This is a genomic window from Halomonas sp. 25-S5 (assembly GCF_029889845.1).
Classification (GTDB): Bacteria; Pseudomonadota; Gammaproteobacteria; order Pseudomonadales; family Halomonadaceae; genus Halomonas.
This window is the reverse complement of record NZ_JARANV010000011.1, coordinates 85,475-101,145: the sequence shown is the minus strand read 5'-3', so window position 1 is coordinate 101,145 and position 15,671 is coordinate 85,475. Positions and strand designations below refer to the sequence as shown.

Genomic DNA, 15,671 nt, shown 5'->3' with positions numbered 1-15,671 from the left:
CCTAAGGTGTCTTGGTTTAGGGTCGGCTAAGCTTGCTTACTGCAATACTTGCATTTATGCTGCGCACCCTCCAAGAATGAATGCGTGGACACATGGTCCCGCAGGGAGAGCAGCCATGCAAAACTCACAGTCCAAATCGAGCATCGCTCTTGCCGTCATGATGTCCGGCAAGCTGCTGGCTGGCGTCGCGACTGCTGCAATGGCTGTCGATAACGTTTCCCATTCTCCCGTTGCTGAACCCGGTAGCGCCGTCACCCGCAATGATATGCATGAGCTGAAGCTGGCGATCTCCAAGGCTGATCGCGAGGCAAGCCGTGCCGCTCGGGTCTTCGAGACCGCATGTGCTGAGATAGCCCAGGCGGGACCTGATGCAAGTGCTTACCATGAGCCATTCGCTGGCATTGTGCATAACCTTCGTGAGTGTGAGCAATTCATCAAGGACGCGATTGATGAAGCAGGCCCGACATTCGTTGCAGAGCTGGGACTAGCATCACTCCGGCGTAGCCTTGCCAAGGCCAGGTCGAACGCTGTCTTGGCGCAGCATCTGGCATGGCAAACGACTGCTCAACCTGACACCGTTGAGGCTGAATCTTCTGGTCGGGCGCTCGAGGCTCTTGCAGACCATATGTCTTCTGAGCTTCACCGCCGAATCGGATGAGTCTTCGCAGGCTTCCAGTTGAAGTTTGTGTTCACCCGCAAACCGTTGATCTCTTTGATGAGGTCGAGCGGGACTATCCAGAGATAAAGCGGCAGCTTCTGGCGGACTTCCGTCAGTACGTAGAAAGCGGCTTTGAGCGCCGGCCCAAGCGGTTCGGCAAGGTGGACCTCTACACTAGGCCGGCGTCGATCCTCTCCGCGCAGCTGATGCATATCCACATATGCATGCCCCCTCCGAACGATTTTCCTGCCCACCTGCCTGTGGCCCGGATGACTTGTCGCCGAAAAGAGCCGCATCGGGACGCCTCGTTGGTATATGTGCGTGGAGAGTGTGAGGATCATCGCTATTGCATACTCGGCCTGTTGTACCCGTATGCGCATGAGCGAGCACAGAATAATGGCTTGATGCTGCGCCTGGCTGCTCTGGCCAGAGAGTTCCGCGACAACAACTGAGCTTCCTTCCCTTCCTCGTACCCGATGGCGGCTGTACGCGAAATCTGCGGCGCTTCGTGGCTCACTCCTCGCTGCATTTCACGACCGGCAGGCTGAGGTCGTAGACGTCCATCATCCCCGGTGGGCGCTGGTCGGCGCGCAGGGGCATGGCGCGGCCGCGCTTCTCCCAGATTGTGGCGCGGCGCTGCTGGGCGGCGGGCCGCGCCGGCACGCTGGACCCAGGGTGTCGCTGGGGTAGACTGAAGGGCTTGTCGCCTGACCGCGGCGGCGACCACCAGAAGGAGAAGAACCGCCATGCGTTTCGTGCCCCGTTTCACCGATGGCCAGCCGTTCCCCGAGCCACTGGGCAAGATCGTCTGCGTCGGCCGCAACTATGCCGAGCATGCCCGGGAGCTGGACAACCCGGTACCCAGCGAGCCGCTGCTGTTCATCAAGCCGGCGACGGCCGCCGTCCCGCTGGAACAGCCGGTCGACGCCCCCTTCGCACGGGGCGAGGTGCACTACGAGACGGAGCTGGCGCTGCTGATCGGCGAGGAGCTCTCCCACGTCACCGCCGACGAGGCCGAGCGCGGCATCGTCGGCATCGGGCTGGCCCTGGACCTGACCCTGCGTGACGTCCAGTCGCGCCTCAAGGAGAAGGGCCACCCTTGGGAGATCGCCAAGGCCTTCGACGGCGCCTGCCCGCTGTCGTCCTTCCTGCCGCTCTCGCAGGTGCCCAACTGGAGCGGCCTCGCCTTCACCCTGGAGGTGAACGGCGAGCCGCGCCAGCACGGCGAGGGGGCAGACATGCTCTTCCCGGTGGCGACCCTGGTGGCGGAGATGAGCCGCCACTTCACCCTGCAGCCGGGCGACGTGGTGCTCACCGGCACCCCGGCCGGTGTGGGGCCGCTGGAGCGTGGCGCGACGCTGCACTTCACCCTCACCGGCGGCCTGGAGGTCACCACCCGCGTGGTGGAGTAAGTCGACGCCGCGAACGGCCCCAGACGAAGACGCCCCGCAGTTCAAGCTGCGGGGCGTCTTCGTCTGGGGTGGCGTGTGCTCACTCCAGGTAGGTGTAGCCCTCCAGGCCATCCGAGAGGTCGTCGAGGAAGGCCTGCTGCTCGCCCCGTTCCAGGCCGCTGCGCGCGAGCTGCTCGGCCAGCCGCTCGCGCAGGGCGGCGACGTCGAAGTTGACGTAGCCGAGCACGTCGGCGACCCGGTCCCCCTGCTGGATCTGGCTGATCGACCAGCGGCCGTTGCCGTCCAGGGCGGCATCCGCCGAGTCGGTGTCGCCGAACAGGTTGTGCAGGTCGCCGAGGATCTCCTGGTAGGCCCCCACCATGAAGAAGCCCAGCAGCTTCTCGTCGCCCTCCTGCCATTCCGGCAGCGGCAGGGTGGTCTCCACGCCCTGGCCGTCCACGTAGCCATCGATGCGCCCGTCCGAGTCGCAGGTGATGTCCTGGATCACCCCGCGGCGTACCGGCTCGTGGTCAAGGCCGGTCAGCGGCAGCACCGGGAAGATCTGCTGGATGCCCCAGACGTCGGGCACCGACTGGAACAGCGAGAAGTTGACGAACAGCTTGTCGGCAAGCTTCTCGGCCAGCTCGTCGTCGATCTCGCGGTGGGCGCGGTTGCGGGTATCGAGCCGCGCACGCAGCCGGGCGCAAGCGGCGAAGTAGACGCCCTCGCCTTCGGCCCGGGCGGTGATGTCGGTCAGCCCCATCACGAAGCGCTCGTGGAGCTCGCCCATGGCCTGCACCAGGTCGTGCCAGGCCTCCACCAGGCCGCGCGGCTCGGCCTGCTCGTGCAGCAGGTCGTGGACGCGCCACAGCTCATCGACCTGGGGGTCGCCCTCGACCCGGCGCGGGGGCGCCTCGTCGCCGATGCGCTCTTCGCCGATCACGTTGGTGATCAGCACCGCGTGGTGGGCGGTGAGCGCCCGGCCCGACTCGCTGATCAGGTGGGGCTGGGGCAGGCCGTTCTCCTGGCAGGCCAGGCGGAAGGCGTACACCACGTTACGGGCGTACTCCAGCATGGAGTAGTTGGCGGAGCAGAAGCTGCGCGAGCGGGTGCCCTCGTAGTCGACGCCGAGGCCGCCGCCCACGTCCACGGTATCCACCGGCGCGCCCAGTTCCACCAGGCTCTGGTAGAAGCGCGCGCACTCGCGCAGGCCGCGCTGGATGTCGCGGATGTTGGCGATCTGCGAGCCCAGGTGGAAGTGCACCAGCTGCAGGCTGGCCAGGGCGTCGGCCTCGCGCAGCTGCTCCACCACGGCCAGCACCTGGCTGGCGGTGAGGCCGAACTTGGACTTCTCGCCGCCGGTGTTCTGCCAGCGGCCGCGCCCTACGGTGGCCAGGCGGGCGCGCAGGCCGATGCGCGGCGTGACGCCGATGCGCTCGGCCTCCTCGAGGATCAGCGGCAGCTCGGAGAGCTTCTCCACCACCAGGTAGACCCGGTGGCCGAGCTTCTCGCCCATCAGCGCCAGGCGCACGTACTCGCGGTCCTTGTAGCCGTTGCAGACGATCAGCGAGGAGCCATCGCCGGAGAGCGCGAGCACGGCGAGCAGCTCCGGCTTGCTGCCGGCCTCGAGTCCCACCCGGCCATGGCCGCGCTCCTGGGTGCCGAGGATCTCTTCCACCACCCGGCGCTGCTGGTTGACCTTGATCGGGTAGACCGCGGTGTAGCCGCCGCCGAACTCCTCCTCCCGCATGGCGGTATCGAAGGCGGCGCACAGCTGCTCGACCCGGTCGTGGAGGATGTCGGTGAAGCGCACCAGCATCGGCAGGCGTAGCCCGGCCTGGCGAAGCTCGGTCACCAGGTCGTCCAGCGGCAGGGCCGGGCCCTCGGCCTCGCTGCCCAACGGGCGCACCAGGGCGTGGCCGCTGTCGTCGACGTCGAAGTAGCCGCTGCCCCACTGGTCGATGTTCCAGGTGCGCCGCGCGCGCTGTGCCGGGCCGGCGGCACTGCTCTTGGACAGGCTCATGCGCTCACCTCGGGCAGCGGCAGGGCACCATCTTCCAGGCGCGCCTTGAGAATGATACGGAACTGCTCGGGATCATGGGGCGTGAGGTCGTGAGCCGGCGGGTCCACGTAGACCACCAGCAACCGCGACAGCCAGTAACGCAGGGCGGTCAGGCGCAGCATCATCGGCCAGGCGTCGCGCTCGGCGGCGGTCAGCGGCCGGCGCGCCAGGTAGGCGGCGAGGATGGCATCGTGGCGCGCGGCATCCAGGCGGCCATCGGGGCCGGTGGCCCAGTCGTTGATGACGATGGCCAGGTCGAACAGCAGGTCACCGGTGCAGCCGTTGTAGAAGTCGATCAGCCCGCCCAGGCGATCGCCGTCGAAGAGGGTGTTGTCGCGGAACAGATCGCCGTGCAGCGCGCCCTGCGGCAGGTCCGGGGCGTCGCCGAAGAACCCCTGGTAGATCTCCACCTCGTCCTTCATCAGCGCCTGGTCCTGCGGCGAGAGGTAGACCAGCACCTTGTGGTGCATGGGCAGCAGCCAGTGCAGGTCCCGCGGGTTGGGGCGGTGGCCGGGGAAGTGCCGGGAGACCACGTGCATGCGCCCGAGGGTGTCGCCGAGCCCGCGGCACTGGGCCAGGTTCGGGGCCTTGGGGTGCCGGCCGGGCAGTTTCGGGAACAGCAGGGCCGGCTTGCCGGCCAGGGTGTGCAGCGCGACGCCGTCGCGGTCGTGCAGCGGGCCCGGCACCGGCAGGCGGTGCTCGTCCAGGTAGTCGAGCAGCTCGACGAAGAACGGCAGCTCCTCGTGCTCGCCCTGCTCGAACAGGGTCAGCACCAGCTCGCGCCGGTCGGTGGTGACGAAGAAGGTGGTGTTCTCGGTGCCGGCGGGCACGCCCTCGAGGGAGACCAGCGAGCCGGCATCGAAGCGGCTGAGGAACTCGACGACCTGAGGTTCGGTAAGCGGTGTGAATACGGCCATGTGTCTCTCGCCCGGGAAGTGCCAAACCGCCTATTGTAGCGACTTGGCCCACCGATGCACGTGACCCGGCCGCGGCGGTTGCCTTGCCGGGGCCGGGAGTCAAAAGCGGGGTGACAGCGGGCTCAGAAGGTCTTCAGCACCCACTGGGGAACGGCGATGCGGTCGCCTTCCTGGCGCTCGAAGTCGCCGTCGCCGTCGTGGTCGACGAGATAGTAGGAGGGGCCGGAGGACGGGCGAATCTCGATGGCATAGAGCTCGCCGTTGACGCGGTACTCGCGGATAATGCGCTCATCCTCCTGGCGGACGGTGATATCCGGCTGCAGTTCATCGCCGGACTGGGCCAGCGCCGGGGCCGTGGCGGCGAAGGCTAGGCCCAGGGTCAGCAGCAGGGCGGTGATCGAGCGTCTCGGGAACTTCTTCATGATGACCTCCAGGGCCGCACGAGGCGGGGAAGCAGGGTTACCCCCAGTGTAGGGGCTTGCGACCTCCCGGCCTACCACCCGCGGAAAAAGGCGGCGGCAATGCGTATCATGGATGACCAGGATCACCTCACGCCACGCTTCAATGGATGCCCTACATGGCCGATACGCCCATCGTTCTCGTCGACGGTTCCTCCTATCTGTACCGCGCCTTCCACGCCCTGCCGCCGCTGACCACCTCCGATGGCCAGCCCACCGGGGCGATCAAGGGCGTGCTCAACATGCTCAAGCGGCTGATCAAGGACTATCCCGACAGCCCCATGGCGGTGGTCTTCGACGCCCCGGGCAAGACCTTCCGCGACGAGCTGTTCGAGCAGTACAAGTCCCACCGGCCGCCGATGCCCGATGACCTGCGCTCCCAGGTACTGCCGCTGCACGACTGCGTGAAGGCGCTGGGCCTGCCGTTGTTGTGCATCGAGGGGGTCGAGGCCGACGATGTCATCGGCACTCTGGCCCGCCAGGCCACCGAGGCCGGCCGCGATGCGGTGATCTCCACCGGCGACAAGGACATGGCCCAGCTGGTCAACGCGCACATCACGCTGGTCAACACCATGAAGGACGAGACGCTGGACGTCGCCGGCGTGAAGGAGAAGTTCGGCCTGCCGCCGGAGCGGATCATCGACTTCCTGGCACTCATGGGCGACAAGGTCGACAACATTCCCGGCGTGCCGGGGGTCGGCGAGAAGACCGCGCTGGGCCTGCTGCAGGGCATGGACGGCGGGCTCGAGACCCTCTATGCGGACCTGGAAAGGGTCAGGACGCTGGGCTTTCGCGGCGCCAAGACGCTGCCCAAGAAACTCGAGGAGCACCGCGACCAGGCCTTCCTCTCCTACCAGCTCGCGACCATCAAGACCGACTGCGAGCTGCCGGTGGGGCTTGACGACCTGGACATCGCCCACCCCGAGCGTGAGGCGCTGCTCGAGCTCTATCGCAGGCTCGAGTTCCGGGCCTGGCTCTCCGAGCTGCTCGAGGGCAAGGACGAGGGGGTCGACGACGCGGCGGGCGGCATGCCGCTGCCGACCGAGGACGACGCGACGACCGGCTCAGGCCGCCGGGCCGCCCGCGAGGACCATGTCATCCTCGCGCAGGCCGACCTCGACGCCTGGCTCGAGCGGCTCAAGGCGAGCGATACCTTCTGCTTCGACCTGGAGACCACCAGCCTGAACTACATGGAGGCGCAGGTGGTCGGCGTGGGGCTGTCGCTGGAAGCGGGTGAGGCGGCCTACATTCCGCTGGCCCATGACTACCTCGATGCCCCCGAACAGCTCGACCGCGAGACGGTGCTCGAGGCCCTGCGCCCGCTCTGGGAGGGCGAGGGCCGGACCAAGGTCGGCCAGAACCTCAAGTACGACATCTCGGTGCTGGCCAATGTCGGCATCGCGGTGGCCGGGCCCCTGGAGGACACCATGCTGGAGTCCTATGTGCTCGACTCCACGGCGACCCGCCACGACATGGACTCCCTGGCACTCAAGTACCTGGGCGAGAAGACCATCTCCTTCGAGGAGGTCGCCGGCAAGGGCGCCAAGCAGCTGACCTTCAACCAGGTGGCCCTGGAACAGGCTGCGCCCTACGCCTGCGAGGACGTCGACATCACCCTGCGCCTGCACCACGAGCTGCGTCCCCGCGTCGAGGCCGAGGGGCGGCTCGCCGAGGTGCTCGAGGCGATCGAGCTGCCGCTGATCCCGGTACTCTCGCGCATGGAGCGCACCGGGGTGGCACTGGACCCCGAGCGGCTGCATGTCCAGAGCCGCGAGCTCGAGACGCGCATCCGCGAGCTGGAGGCCAGGGCCTTCGAGCTCGCCGGCCGCGAGTTCAACCTCGGCTCACCCAAGCAGCTCGGCCAGATCCTCTTCGATGAGCAGAAGATCCCGGTGATCAAAAAGACCCCCAAGGGGGCGCCTTCCACCGCCGAGGCGGTGCTCGAGGAACTGGCGCTGGACTACCCGCTGCCCAAGGTGATCATGGAGCACCGCGGACTCGCCAAGCTCAAGTCCACCTACACCGACAAGCTGCCGCGGCTGGTCAACAGGGCCACCGGGCGACTGCACACCAGCTACCACCAGGCGGTCACCGCCACCGGGCGGCTGTCGTCGTCGGACCCCAACCTGCAGAACATCCCGATCCGCACCGAGGAGGGGCGCAAGATCCGGCAGGCCTTCATCGCCCGGCCCGGCTACCGCATCGTCGCCGCCGACTACTCGCAGATCGAGCTGCGCATCATGGCCCATCTTTCCGGCGACAAGGGACTGCTCGAGGCCTTCGCCGAGGGCCGCGACATCCACGCCGCCACCGCCGCCGAGGTGTTCGGGGTGGTCCTGGACAAGGTCTCGTCCGACCAGCGGCGCAGCGCCAAGGCGATCAACTTCGGGCTGATCTATGGCATGAGCGCCTGGGGCCTGGGCCGGCAGCTGCACATCGAGCGCGGCCAGGCCCAGACCTATATCGACCGCTACTTCGACCGCTACCCCGGTGTGGCCCGCTACATGGAACGCATTCGCGCCCAGGCGGCCGAGGATGGCTATGTGGAGACGGTCTTCGGCCGGCGCCTGCACCTGCCGGAGATCCGCGCCCAGAACCGTGCCCGCCGCCAGGGCGCCGAGCGCACCGCCATCAATGCCCCGATGCAGGGCACCGCGGCCGACATCATCAAGCGGGCGATGATCGACGTCGATGCCTGGCTCGCGGGCGAGGCGTTCGATGCGGTGATGGTGATGCAGGTCCACGACGAACTGGTCTTCGAGGTGGCCGAAGGCCAGGTCGAGGCCTTCATCGAGGAGGTGAAGGGGCGCATGGAAGGCGCCGCCAAGCTCGACGTGGCGCTGACCGTCGAGGCCGAGTCGGGGGCCAACTGGGACGAGGCCCACTGAGTTAGCGCCAGCCGACGCGATCGAAGATCCGAATGGCCTCGGGGTTGTTCTCGCCCAGCACACTGACGTTCAGGTCGTCCTTCTTGAAGTCGCCCCAGGAGGCGATGACGCCATCGATCTCCACGGATTCTACCGCGGGGAACTCGTAGTTGCCGGAGGCGAAGAGGGCCTGGGCCTCGTCGGAGGCGAGGAACTCGAGGAAGCGCACGGCGTTCTCCGCGTTCGGCGCGCCCTTGACCATGCCGGCACCGCCGATGTTGACGTGCGCGCCGCGATCACCCTGGTTGGGGAAGACGATCTCGACCTTCTCGGCCGCCTCGCGGTCGCTCTCGTTGTCGGAGTTGACCAGGCGCACGTAGTAGTAGTGGTTGGCCAGGGCGATGTTGCACTCGCCACTGGCAACGCCGAGGATCTGGTCGGTGTCGCCGCCCTCGGGGTCACGCGCGAAGTTGTCGACCACGCCCTTGGCCCAGGCCTGCGCTTCTTCCTCGCCGTGGTGGGCGATCAGCGAGGCCAGCAGGGACTGGTTGTAGATGTTGTTCGAGGAGCGGATGCAGACCTGGCCCGCGAACTTGGGGTCCGCCAGGTCCTCGTAGCGGGTGATCGCGTCGGCCTCGACCTCGGTGGGGTCGATGAAGATCGCCCGGACGCGCTGGCTGAAGCCGAACCACTTGCCTTCCGGGTGTCGCATGTAGTCGGGCAGCCGCTCGTCGAGTACCTCCGACGCCACGCTGGCGAAGATGCCCTCCTGCTCGCCGCGCCACAGGCGGCCGGCGTCCACGGTGATCATCACGTCGGCGGGGCTGGCCTCGCCCTCCAGCTTGAGGCGCTGGATCAGCTGGTCGGAGTCGCCCTCCAGGATGTTGACCTCGATGCCGGTCTGTTCGGTGAAGGCGGCATAGAGCGCCTCGTCGGAGTCGTAGTGGCGAGCCGAGTAGACATTGAGCTCCTCGGCGGCCGCGGCCTGGGAGGCCATGGCGGAGCCGGCCACCAGGGCGGCGAGGGGCATGGCGAGACGGCGGTTCAGCGGCATGGAGACACCTCATGTTGCGGGGTTGCGGTTTCGAATGATAATGCTTTGCATTAAACTTACGCCATTGAAGCGCCTCCCGCTGCCGGCGTCAAGGCCTGCCGGCGGGCAACCTGATCCAGGTCAGGAGTCGCCCCGCCTTGACAGCCGGTGGCGCGAAATGCGAGCGATAGTACAACGCATTCAGGAGGCTTTCGCGTTACCATGCAGGACATACCTTCTCTCCCAATGGCCGCTCAGATCCCATGACTAGCCAACCGATGCTCCCGATCGACGAGAACGCCGCCGTGGCACCCGTTCTCGCCATGCACCAGATCCGCCATGCCTACCAGCAGCACCTGGCCGTGGAGGACGTCTCCCTCGAGGTCAAGCCCGGGGAGATCGTCTGCCTGCTGGGCCCCTCCGGCTGCGGCAAGTCCACCCTGCTGCGGATCGCCGCGGGGCTCGAGGTGGTTCAGCAGGGGCGCGTGGCGCTGGGCGGCGAGTCGATGGGACGCACCGGGCGTTCCCATGTGCCCCCCGAGAAGCGCAACGTCGGCCTGGCCTTCCAGGACTCGGCGCTGTTCCCGCACCTCTCGGTGCTCGACAACGTGGCCTTCGGGCTCGAGTCGCAGCCCGCCCAGCAGCGTCGCCGCCGTGCCTTTGATCTTCTCGAGCTGCTGGGCATGGAGCGCTATGCCCGGGTCTTCCCGCACATGCTTTCGGGCGGACAGCAGCAGCGTATCGCCCTGGCCCGGGCGCTGGCGCCAGCGCCGCAGCTGATGCTGCTCGACGAACCCTTCTCCAGCCTCGATGCTCGTCTGCGTGACCAGATCCGTGACGATACCCTGCACGTGCTGAAGAAGTTGGGCGCGGGGGTGCTGCTGGTGACCCACGACCCCGAGGAGGCCATGTTCATGGCCGATCGCATCGTGCTGATGCGCGAGGGGCGGGTGGTGCAGGCCGGAACGCCGCTGGACCTCTACTGCGCCCCCACCGACCCCTTCGTGGTCACCTTCTTCGGCGAGGTGAACGAGCTCGAGGGGCACGTGGTGGACGGCAAGGTGGCGACGCCGGTGGGCGATGTCTCCGGCAGCGGGCTGCCCGAAGGCAGCCGGGTGCGGGTGATGATCCGTCCCGAGGCGCTGCGGGTGGTGCCGCTGGATGAGCCGCCGGAGCATCACCACAGCCACGTCATCATGGCCAAGCTGCTAGGACGCACCAGCCTGCTGCACATATGCGCCCACGCCTCCGACGGCCGGGAGAGTCACCTGCATGCCCGGTCCCCGGGGGTGTTCCTGCCCCGGGAGGGCCAGCCGGTCATGATTGGCCTGGATGCCTCCCAGGTCTTCGTCTTCCCCCTCGAGGCCTCAGCGACTGCCGGGACGAGAGCGGCGCATGGCGATGCTCAGCAGGATCACCGGGAGGATGCCTACTGCCACGATGGCCAGTGACGAGGTCGAGGCCTCGGCCAGGCGTTCGTCGGCGGCCAGGCTATGGGCGCGGATCGCCAGGGTGTCGAAGTTGAAGGGGCGCAGGATCACCGTGGCCGGCAGCTCCTTCATCACGTCCACGAATACCAGGATGCCGGCGGCGATCAGGCTGCCGCGCATGATCGGGGTGTGCACCTTGCGCAGGGTGCCGCCCGCCGTCTGACCCAGGGTCCGGGAGGCCGCATCCATGCTCGGTGTGACCTTGCCCAGGCTCGCCTCGATGGCATTGAAGGAAACGGCGAGGAAGCGTACCAGGTAGGCATACACCAGGATGAAGGCCGACCCGCTGAGCAGCAGCCCCACCGCGACCCCGAACTGCCCCTTCATGACGTCGTTGATCTGGTGGTCCATCCACACGAAGGGGATCAGGATGCCCACTGCCACTACCGAGCCGGGGACCGCATAGCCCATGGCGGCCACGCGCGTCGCCACACGCGTGACCTTGCCGGGGTGCAGGCGGGCGCCGTAGCTGAGCAGCAGCGCCAGGCTCACGGCGACCATTGATGCGAGCGACGCCAGCAGCAGGCTGTTGCCGGCAAAGGTCAGGAAGGCCGAGCCGAACAGCGCATCGCCGCCCTGGATCGAGAGGTAGCCCAGCAGGCCGCTGGGGATCAGGAAGCCGAGCAGCACCGGCGTCAGGCAGGCCAGGGTGGCGGCCCAGGCACGCCAGCCGTGGAGCGCGAATTCCGGCAGATGCTGGTAGCGACCGGTGGTGTGGAAGTAGCGGCGCTTGCCGCGCGAGGCGCGCTCGATCAGCACCAGGGCGATGACGAAGGCCAGCAGGCAGGCGGCGAGCTGGGCCGCGGCCACCTGCTCACCCATCCCGAACCAGGTGCGATAGATGCCAGTGGTGAAGGTGTCTACCCCGAAGTACTGCACCGCCCCGAACTCGTTGAGGGTCTCCATCAGCGCCAGCGACACGCCGCCGACGATGGCCGGCCGCGCCAGCGGCAGGGCCACGCTGGTGAACAGCCGCCAGGGCCCCCGCCCCAGGGTCCGCCCCACGTCCAGCACGCACACCGACTGCTCCAGGAAGGCCGCCCGCGCCAGCATGTAGACATAGGGATAGAGCACCAGGGTGATCAGGGTGGCCGCTCCCCACAGGGAACGGATGTTGGGGAAGACGTAGTCGCTGGCCGACCAGCCGAAGCTCTCCCGCAGCCAGGTCTGGACGGGGCCGGCGAACTGCAGGAAGTCCGTGTAGGCATAGGCGATCACGTAGGTCGGCACCGCTAGCGGCAGCAACAGCCCCCACTCGAACAGCCGGCGTCCCGGGAAGCGGCACATCACTACCAGCCAGGCGGTCCCGGTGCCGATGACGAAGGTGCCGAGGCCCACCGTCACCACCAGGAAGAGGGTATTGACGAGATACCTGGGCAGTACGGTGCTGGCCAGGTGCTGCCAGATGCCCTCGGTGGGCATGAACAGGTGCGCCAGCACCACGATGACCGGCAGCGCCACGATCAGGGCGATGCCGATGGTCAGGGCGTTCCAGACATTGAAGGGCAACGACAGGCGGGAGAGGGCGCGGGAACGGGCCGGACTGGTCAACGAGGTCTCCTTCCAGCGGGGTCTGGAGGCGGTGTGGATGCGAGGCATTTGCGAGTGAGAATTGTATCAGCTGCCCCCCGTGGCTGCAGCCATGGCGGCTGACCCGGATCAACATAAACGCCCGCCGCTCGATGAGCGGCGGGCGTCATGGGGCCGTCGGGAGAGGCTCAGTAGCCGATCAGCAGGGACGGCAGGCCGGTGATCAGTACCGGGAAGAAGGCCATCAGCACGCAGGCCAGCACGATCAGCGCACAGAAGGGGATCACCGCCTTGTAGAGGTCGACGATCTCGACCCCCTTGGGCGCCACCCCCTTCAGGTAGAAGAGCGCATAGCCGAATGGCGGGGTGAGGAAGGAGGTCTGCAGCACCACGGCGACCATCACCACGAACCACAGCACGTCGATGCCCATGTTCTCGACGATCGGCAGCATGATCGGGAAGCTCAGCAGCACGATACCGGTCCAGTCCAGGAACATGCCCAGGATGAACACCAGGAACAGCATCAGGATCAGCGCCCCGGTGGTGCCGCCCGGCATCGCCATCACCAGGTCGTGGATCACCTGCATGCCGCCGCCGCGGGAGAAGACCCCGGTGAAGGCGGTAGCGCCGACCAGCACCAGCATTACCATGGTGGTGGTCTTGCTGGCATCGATCAGGGTGCGGTAGCAGGTCGAGACCTTGCGGTCGCCGAAGATCAGGAACAGCAGGAAGGCGATGGTCACGCCGATCGCCGAGGCCTCGGTGGCGGTGGCGATGCCGGTGAACAGGGCGCCGAGCACGCCGAGGATCAGGGACATCGGCGGCAGCACGTACTTGGCCAGCATGACCAGCAGCTCGCGGGTGCTGGTCTCGGCGCGCTCCGCTGCCGGCACCAGCGGGCCATAGGAGGGCTTCACGTGGCAGATGATCAGCACATAGAGGGCATACATCACGCCGAGCAGCAGGCCCGGCACCAGGGCGCCGGCGAACAGCGCGCCCACCGAGACCGGCGAGTAGCTGGCCATCAGGATCAGCATGATGCTCGGCGGGATCAGGATGCCCAGGCAGCCGCTGGCCATGATCACCCCGGTACTGAGCTCCTTGTTGTAGCCGTACTTGAGCATCGGCACCAGGGCGATCATGCCCATCACCGCGATCGAGGCGCCGACGATGCCGGTGGTGGCGGCGAGCAGCACCGAGACGATGACCACGGTGAGCGCCAGGCCGCCGCGCAGGTTGCCGAGCAGCAGGCGCATCGCCTCGAACATTTTCTCGGTGACGCCCGAGTCGTTGAGAAAGCGCGCCATCAGGATGAACAACGGGATGGCCACCAGGACATAGTTGTCCATGGCGTTGCCGTAGATGTTGTTGATCAGGGAGCCGAGGATCTTGGCACCCGGGCCGAGCCAGGCGCCCATCACGGCGATGCCGCCCAGCACGAAGGCCAGCGGGTGGCCCATGAACAGGCCGATCAGCAGGCCGCCGAACATGAACAGGGTGAGCATTTCGGGGCTCATGCGGTCTCCTCCTGGCGCAATTGCTGGATGGCGCGGATGACGATGGCGATGGCCTGCAGCAGGAGCAAGAACGCGGCGATGACGATCACCGCCTTCACCGGATAGACGGGGATGGCGACCATGCCATAGGTGGTCTCGGCGCGGCTGAAGGAGCGCATGAAGAAGTCCCAGCCCAGCGTCAGCAGCATCCAGATGAAGGGCACGAAGAAGACCAGGTAGCCGAGTATCTCCAGGGCGGCCTGCTTGCGGCGCGACAGCAGCCGCTTGAGGACGTCGACCTCCACGTGGGCATGGTGGCGCAGCCCGTAGGCGGCCATCAGCATGAAGTGGACGCCGAATAGCATCTTGGTGGTATCGAAGGCCCAGTCACTGGGGCGTCCGATGAAGAAACGCATGGCGATGTCGTAGATCACGATCAGCGTGATCACGGCGATCAGCGGAGCGATCAGGCGACCGAAGGCCTCGTTGAGGGCATCGATGGCCTTGGCAATGGCGTTCATGAGCGGGGATCTCGTGAATCAGTGGGAACACGACGTTTGGCCGGCCGGCGGGCCCTCTCGGGAGAGGGCCCTGGCGGGGCCTTACATGCAGGCCTCGATCTCCTCGAGAGAGGGCAGGTCGTCGGTGACGCGGCTCATGTTGTAGGGCACGGAGATATCGCGCCAGTTGGCGTAGTGCTCCAGGTAGCTGATCATGGAGTGGTAGATCTTGGCGTGCATCGGGTCCTCGCAGGCCCCCTGCACGATCACCTCATTGGTGATGCGCTGGATCTCGGCGAGGTCTTCCTCGGAGAGCTGGTTGATCTCGGTGCCGTCCTCGAGGAACTTCACGGTGCCCTCGGTGGACTCGCGCTCGGACCAGGCCAGTGACCAGGTCATGGTGGCCTGTGCCGCGATCTTCAGCTTTTCCTGGGTCTCCTCCGAGAGGGCGTCCCAGGCATCCTTGTTGATCATCACGCCGAACACGCTGGCGGACTGGTGCCAGCCCGGCACGGACCAGTAGTCGGCCACCTCGGAGAAGCCGGCCTTGTAGTCCACACCCGGGGTGGAGAACTCGGCACCGTCGACCACGCCACGCTCGATGGCCTGGTAGATCTCGCCGCCGGCCAGGGTGACCTGGGAGCCGCCGAGTTGCTCGAGCACCCGGCCCTGATCGCGGCCGGAGAGGCGCAAACGCTTGCCCTTCAGGTCGGCCAGGCTCTCGATGGGCGTGCCGCCGCGGAAGCCGGACTCGTTGTTGGTGATGCCGTAGGGCAGGTAGACCATGTTGTAGTTGCCATAGACCTCCTGGTAGAGCTCGAAGCCGCCCCACTGGTTGATCCAGTTCAGGTAGTCCATGCCGTTGAACAGGCTGGTGGTGGTGGCCAGCGGCGAGAAGGCCGGGCTGCGGCCGGCCCAGTAGCCCGGCCAGTCGCCGGCGGCCTCGATGCTGCCGGTCTCGGTGGCATCGAAGACCTCGGTACCGGGCATCAGGGTGCCGCCGGCACGGAACTCGATTTGCACCTCGTCACCGGCGAGCTTGTTGACCAGCTCCGCCCAGTGGCGGTCGATCTGGATCAGGTCCAGGTTATCTGGCCAGGTGGTGGTCATGGTCCACTGTTCCTGGGCCTGGGCGGTGGAGCTCATGGCGGCGAGGGCGACGCCCGCTGCCAGCCCGGTGAGGGCGAATTTGGTCATCTTCTTCATTGAGGTGCTCCCTGGTGGGTTGTTCTGCTTGTCGAGAAGTCGATGGAAGACGGCCGTCGGTGC

General features: G+C 67.0%; 13 protein-coding genes. 5 read left to right on the top strand and 8 right to left on the bottom strand.

Features of this window, described 5'->3' with window-relative positions; genetic code table 11:
• The first annotated feature begins 115 nt into the window (after positions 1-115).
• From OP498_RS09900 to OP498_RS09890, 3 genes are all read left to right on the top strand, one after another.
• The gene (locus tag OP498_RS09900) at positions 116-658 is read left to right on the top strand and encodes a hypothetical protein (protein ID WP_280547688.1); all 543 of its coding nucleotides are present in this window, start codon (positions 116-118) and stop codon (positions 656-658) included.
• The gene (locus tag OP498_RS09895; RefSeq protein ID WP_280547689.1) at positions 655-1,110 is read left to right on the top strand and encodes a type II toxin-antitoxin system YafO family toxin; all 456 of its coding nucleotides are present in this window, start codon (positions 655-657) and stop codon (positions 1,108-1,110) included. Before OP498_RS09900 ends, OP498_RS09895 begins: the two co-directional genes overlap by 4 nt.
• A 294-nt stretch (positions 1,111-1,404) precedes the next feature.
• Positions 1,405-2,070 carry a fumarylacetoacetate hydrolase family protein gene (locus tag OP498_RS09890; RefSeq protein ID WP_280553400.1) on the top strand — a complete coding sequence of 222 codons (666 nt, stop codon included), beginning with the start codon at positions 1,405-1,407 and terminating at the stop codon, positions 2,068-2,070.
• Positions 2,071-2,149: 79 nt separating this feature from the next.
• On the opposite strand, the gene speA is transcribed toward OP498_RS09890, so the two are convergent.
• The 3 genes from speA to OP498_RS09875 all read right to left on the bottom strand — a co-directional run bounded on the left by speA (position 2,150) and on the right by OP498_RS09875 (position 5,450).
• Positions 2,150-4,072 (bottom strand): biosynthetic arginine decarboxylase, encoded by a 1,923-nt coding sequence (gene speA, locus OP498_RS09885; RefSeq protein ID WP_280553399.1) that lies wholly within the window; start codon positions 4,070-4,072, stop codon positions 2,150-2,152.
• A complete protein-coding gene (locus OP498_RS09880) occupies positions 4,069-5,028 on the bottom strand; it encodes a homoserine kinase (protein ID WP_280547692.1) in 960 nt (319 codons plus the stop codon). Before OP498_RS09880 ends, speA begins: the two co-directional genes overlap by 4 nt.
• A 122-nt stretch (positions 5,029-5,150) precedes the next feature.
• Positions 5,151-5,450, bottom strand: a complete 300-nt coding sequence (locus OP498_RS09875; protein WP_280553397.1) for a DUF2782 domain-containing protein — start codon at positions 5,448-5,450, stop codon at positions 5,151-5,153.
• A gap of 155 nt (positions 5,451-5,605) precedes the next feature.
• Here OP498_RS09875 and polA point away from each other — a divergent pair, with 155 nt between their 5' ends.
• Positions 5,606-8,374: a DNA polymerase I gene (gene polA / locus OP498_RS09870; RefSeq protein WP_280553395.1), complete on the top strand. Its 2,769-nt coding sequence runs from the start codon at positions 5,606-5,608 to the stop codon at positions 8,372-8,374.
• A 1-nt stretch (position 8,375) separates the two neighbouring features.
• On the opposite strand, the gene OP498_RS09865 is transcribed toward polA, so the two are convergent.
• Positions 8,376-9,407: a Fe(3+) ABC transporter substrate-binding protein gene (locus tag OP498_RS09865; RefSeq protein ID WP_280553393.1), complete on the bottom strand. Its 1,032-nt coding sequence runs from the start codon at positions 9,405-9,407 to the stop codon at positions 8,376-8,378.
• Between the two features lie 242 nt (positions 9,408-9,649).
• Here OP498_RS09865 and OP498_RS09860 point away from each other — a divergent pair, with 242 nt between their 5' ends.
• Positions 9,650-10,837, top strand: a complete 1,188-nt coding sequence (locus OP498_RS09860) for an ABC transporter ATP-binding protein (RefSeq protein ID WP_280553392.1) — start codon at positions 9,650-9,652, stop codon at positions 10,835-10,837.
• On the opposite strand, the gene OP498_RS09855 is transcribed toward OP498_RS09860, so the two are convergent.
• From OP498_RS09855 to dctP, 4 genes are all read right to left on the bottom strand, one after another.
• Complete coding sequence (locus tag OP498_RS09855) at positions 10,754-12,361, bottom strand: iron ABC transporter permease (RefSeq protein ID WP_280553420.1); 1,608 nt, start codon at positions 12,359-12,361, stop codon at positions 10,754-10,756. The two genes, OP498_RS09860 and OP498_RS09855, sit on opposite strands and share 84 nt — an antisense overlap.
• A gap of 233 nt (positions 12,362-12,594) precedes the next feature.
• A complete protein-coding gene (locus tag OP498_RS09850) occupies positions 12,595-13,923 on the bottom strand; it encodes a TRAP transporter large permease subunit (protein ID WP_280547697.1) in 1,329 nt (442 codons plus the stop codon).
• On the bottom strand, positions 13,920-14,423 hold the full coding sequence (locus OP498_RS09845; RefSeq protein ID WP_280547698.1) for a TRAP transporter small permease subunit: 504 nt from the start codon (positions 14,421-14,423) through the stop codon (positions 13,920-13,922). Before OP498_RS09845 ends, OP498_RS09850 begins: the two co-directional genes overlap by 4 nt.
• A gap of 81 nt (positions 14,424-14,504) precedes the next feature.
• On the bottom strand, positions 14,505-15,608 hold the full coding sequence (gene dctP, locus OP498_RS09840; RefSeq protein ID WP_280547699.1) for a TRAP transporter substrate-binding protein DctP: 1,104 nt from the start codon (positions 15,606-15,608) through the stop codon (positions 14,505-14,507).
• Positions 15,609-15,671 lie beyond the last annotated feature (63 nt).

What these genes read in the sequence shown, in the direction of transcription:
- OP498_RS09900 (WP_280547688.1), top strand. Translation starts at nt 116, where the DNA reads ATGCAAAACTCACAGTCCAAATCGAGCATCGCTCTTGCCGTCATGATG.
- OP498_RS09850 (WP_280547697.1), bottom strand. Translation starts at nt 13,923, where the DNA reads ATGAGCCCCGAAATGCTCACCCTGTTCATGTTCGGCGGCCTGCTGATC.
- OP498_RS09880 (WP_280547692.1), bottom strand. Translation starts at nt 5,028, where the DNA reads ATGGCCGTATTCACACCGCTTACCGAACCTCAGGTCGTCGAGTTCCTC.
- speA (WP_280553399.1), bottom strand. Translation starts at nt 4,072, where the DNA reads ATGAGCCTGTCCAAGAGCAGTGCCGCCGGCCCGGCACAGCGCGCGCGG.
- polA (WP_280553395.1), top strand. Translation starts at nt 5,606, where the DNA reads ATGGCCGATACGCCCATCGTTCTCGTCGACGGTTCCTCCTATCTGTAC.
- OP498_RS09865 (WP_280553393.1), bottom strand. Translation starts at nt 9,407, where the DNA reads ATGCCGCTGAACCGCCGTCTCGCCATGCCCCTCGCCGCCCTGGTGGCC.
- OP498_RS09875 (WP_280553397.1), bottom strand. Translation starts at nt 5,450, where the DNA reads ATGAAGAAGTTCCCGAGACGCTCGATCACCGCCCTGCTGCTGACCCTG.
- OP498_RS09895 (WP_280547689.1), top strand. Translation starts at nt 655, where the DNA reads ATGAGTCTTCGCAGGCTTCCAGTTGAAGTTTGTGTTCACCCGCAAACC.
- OP498_RS09845 (WP_280547698.1), bottom strand. Translation starts at nt 14,423, where the DNA reads ATGAACGCCATTGCCAAGGCCATCGATGCCCTCAACGAGGCCTTCGGT.
- dctP (WP_280547699.1), bottom strand. Translation starts at nt 15,608, where the DNA reads ATGAAGAAGATGACCAAATTCGCCCTCACCGGGCTGGCAGCGGGCGTC.
- OP498_RS09890 (WP_280553400.1), top strand. Translation starts at nt 1,405, where the DNA reads ATGCGTTTCGTGCCCCGTTTCACCGATGGCCAGCCGTTCCCCGAGCCA.
- OP498_RS09860 (WP_280553392.1), top strand. Translation starts at nt 9,650, where the DNA reads ATGACTAGCCAACCGATGCTCCCGATCGACGAGAACGCCGCCGTGGCA.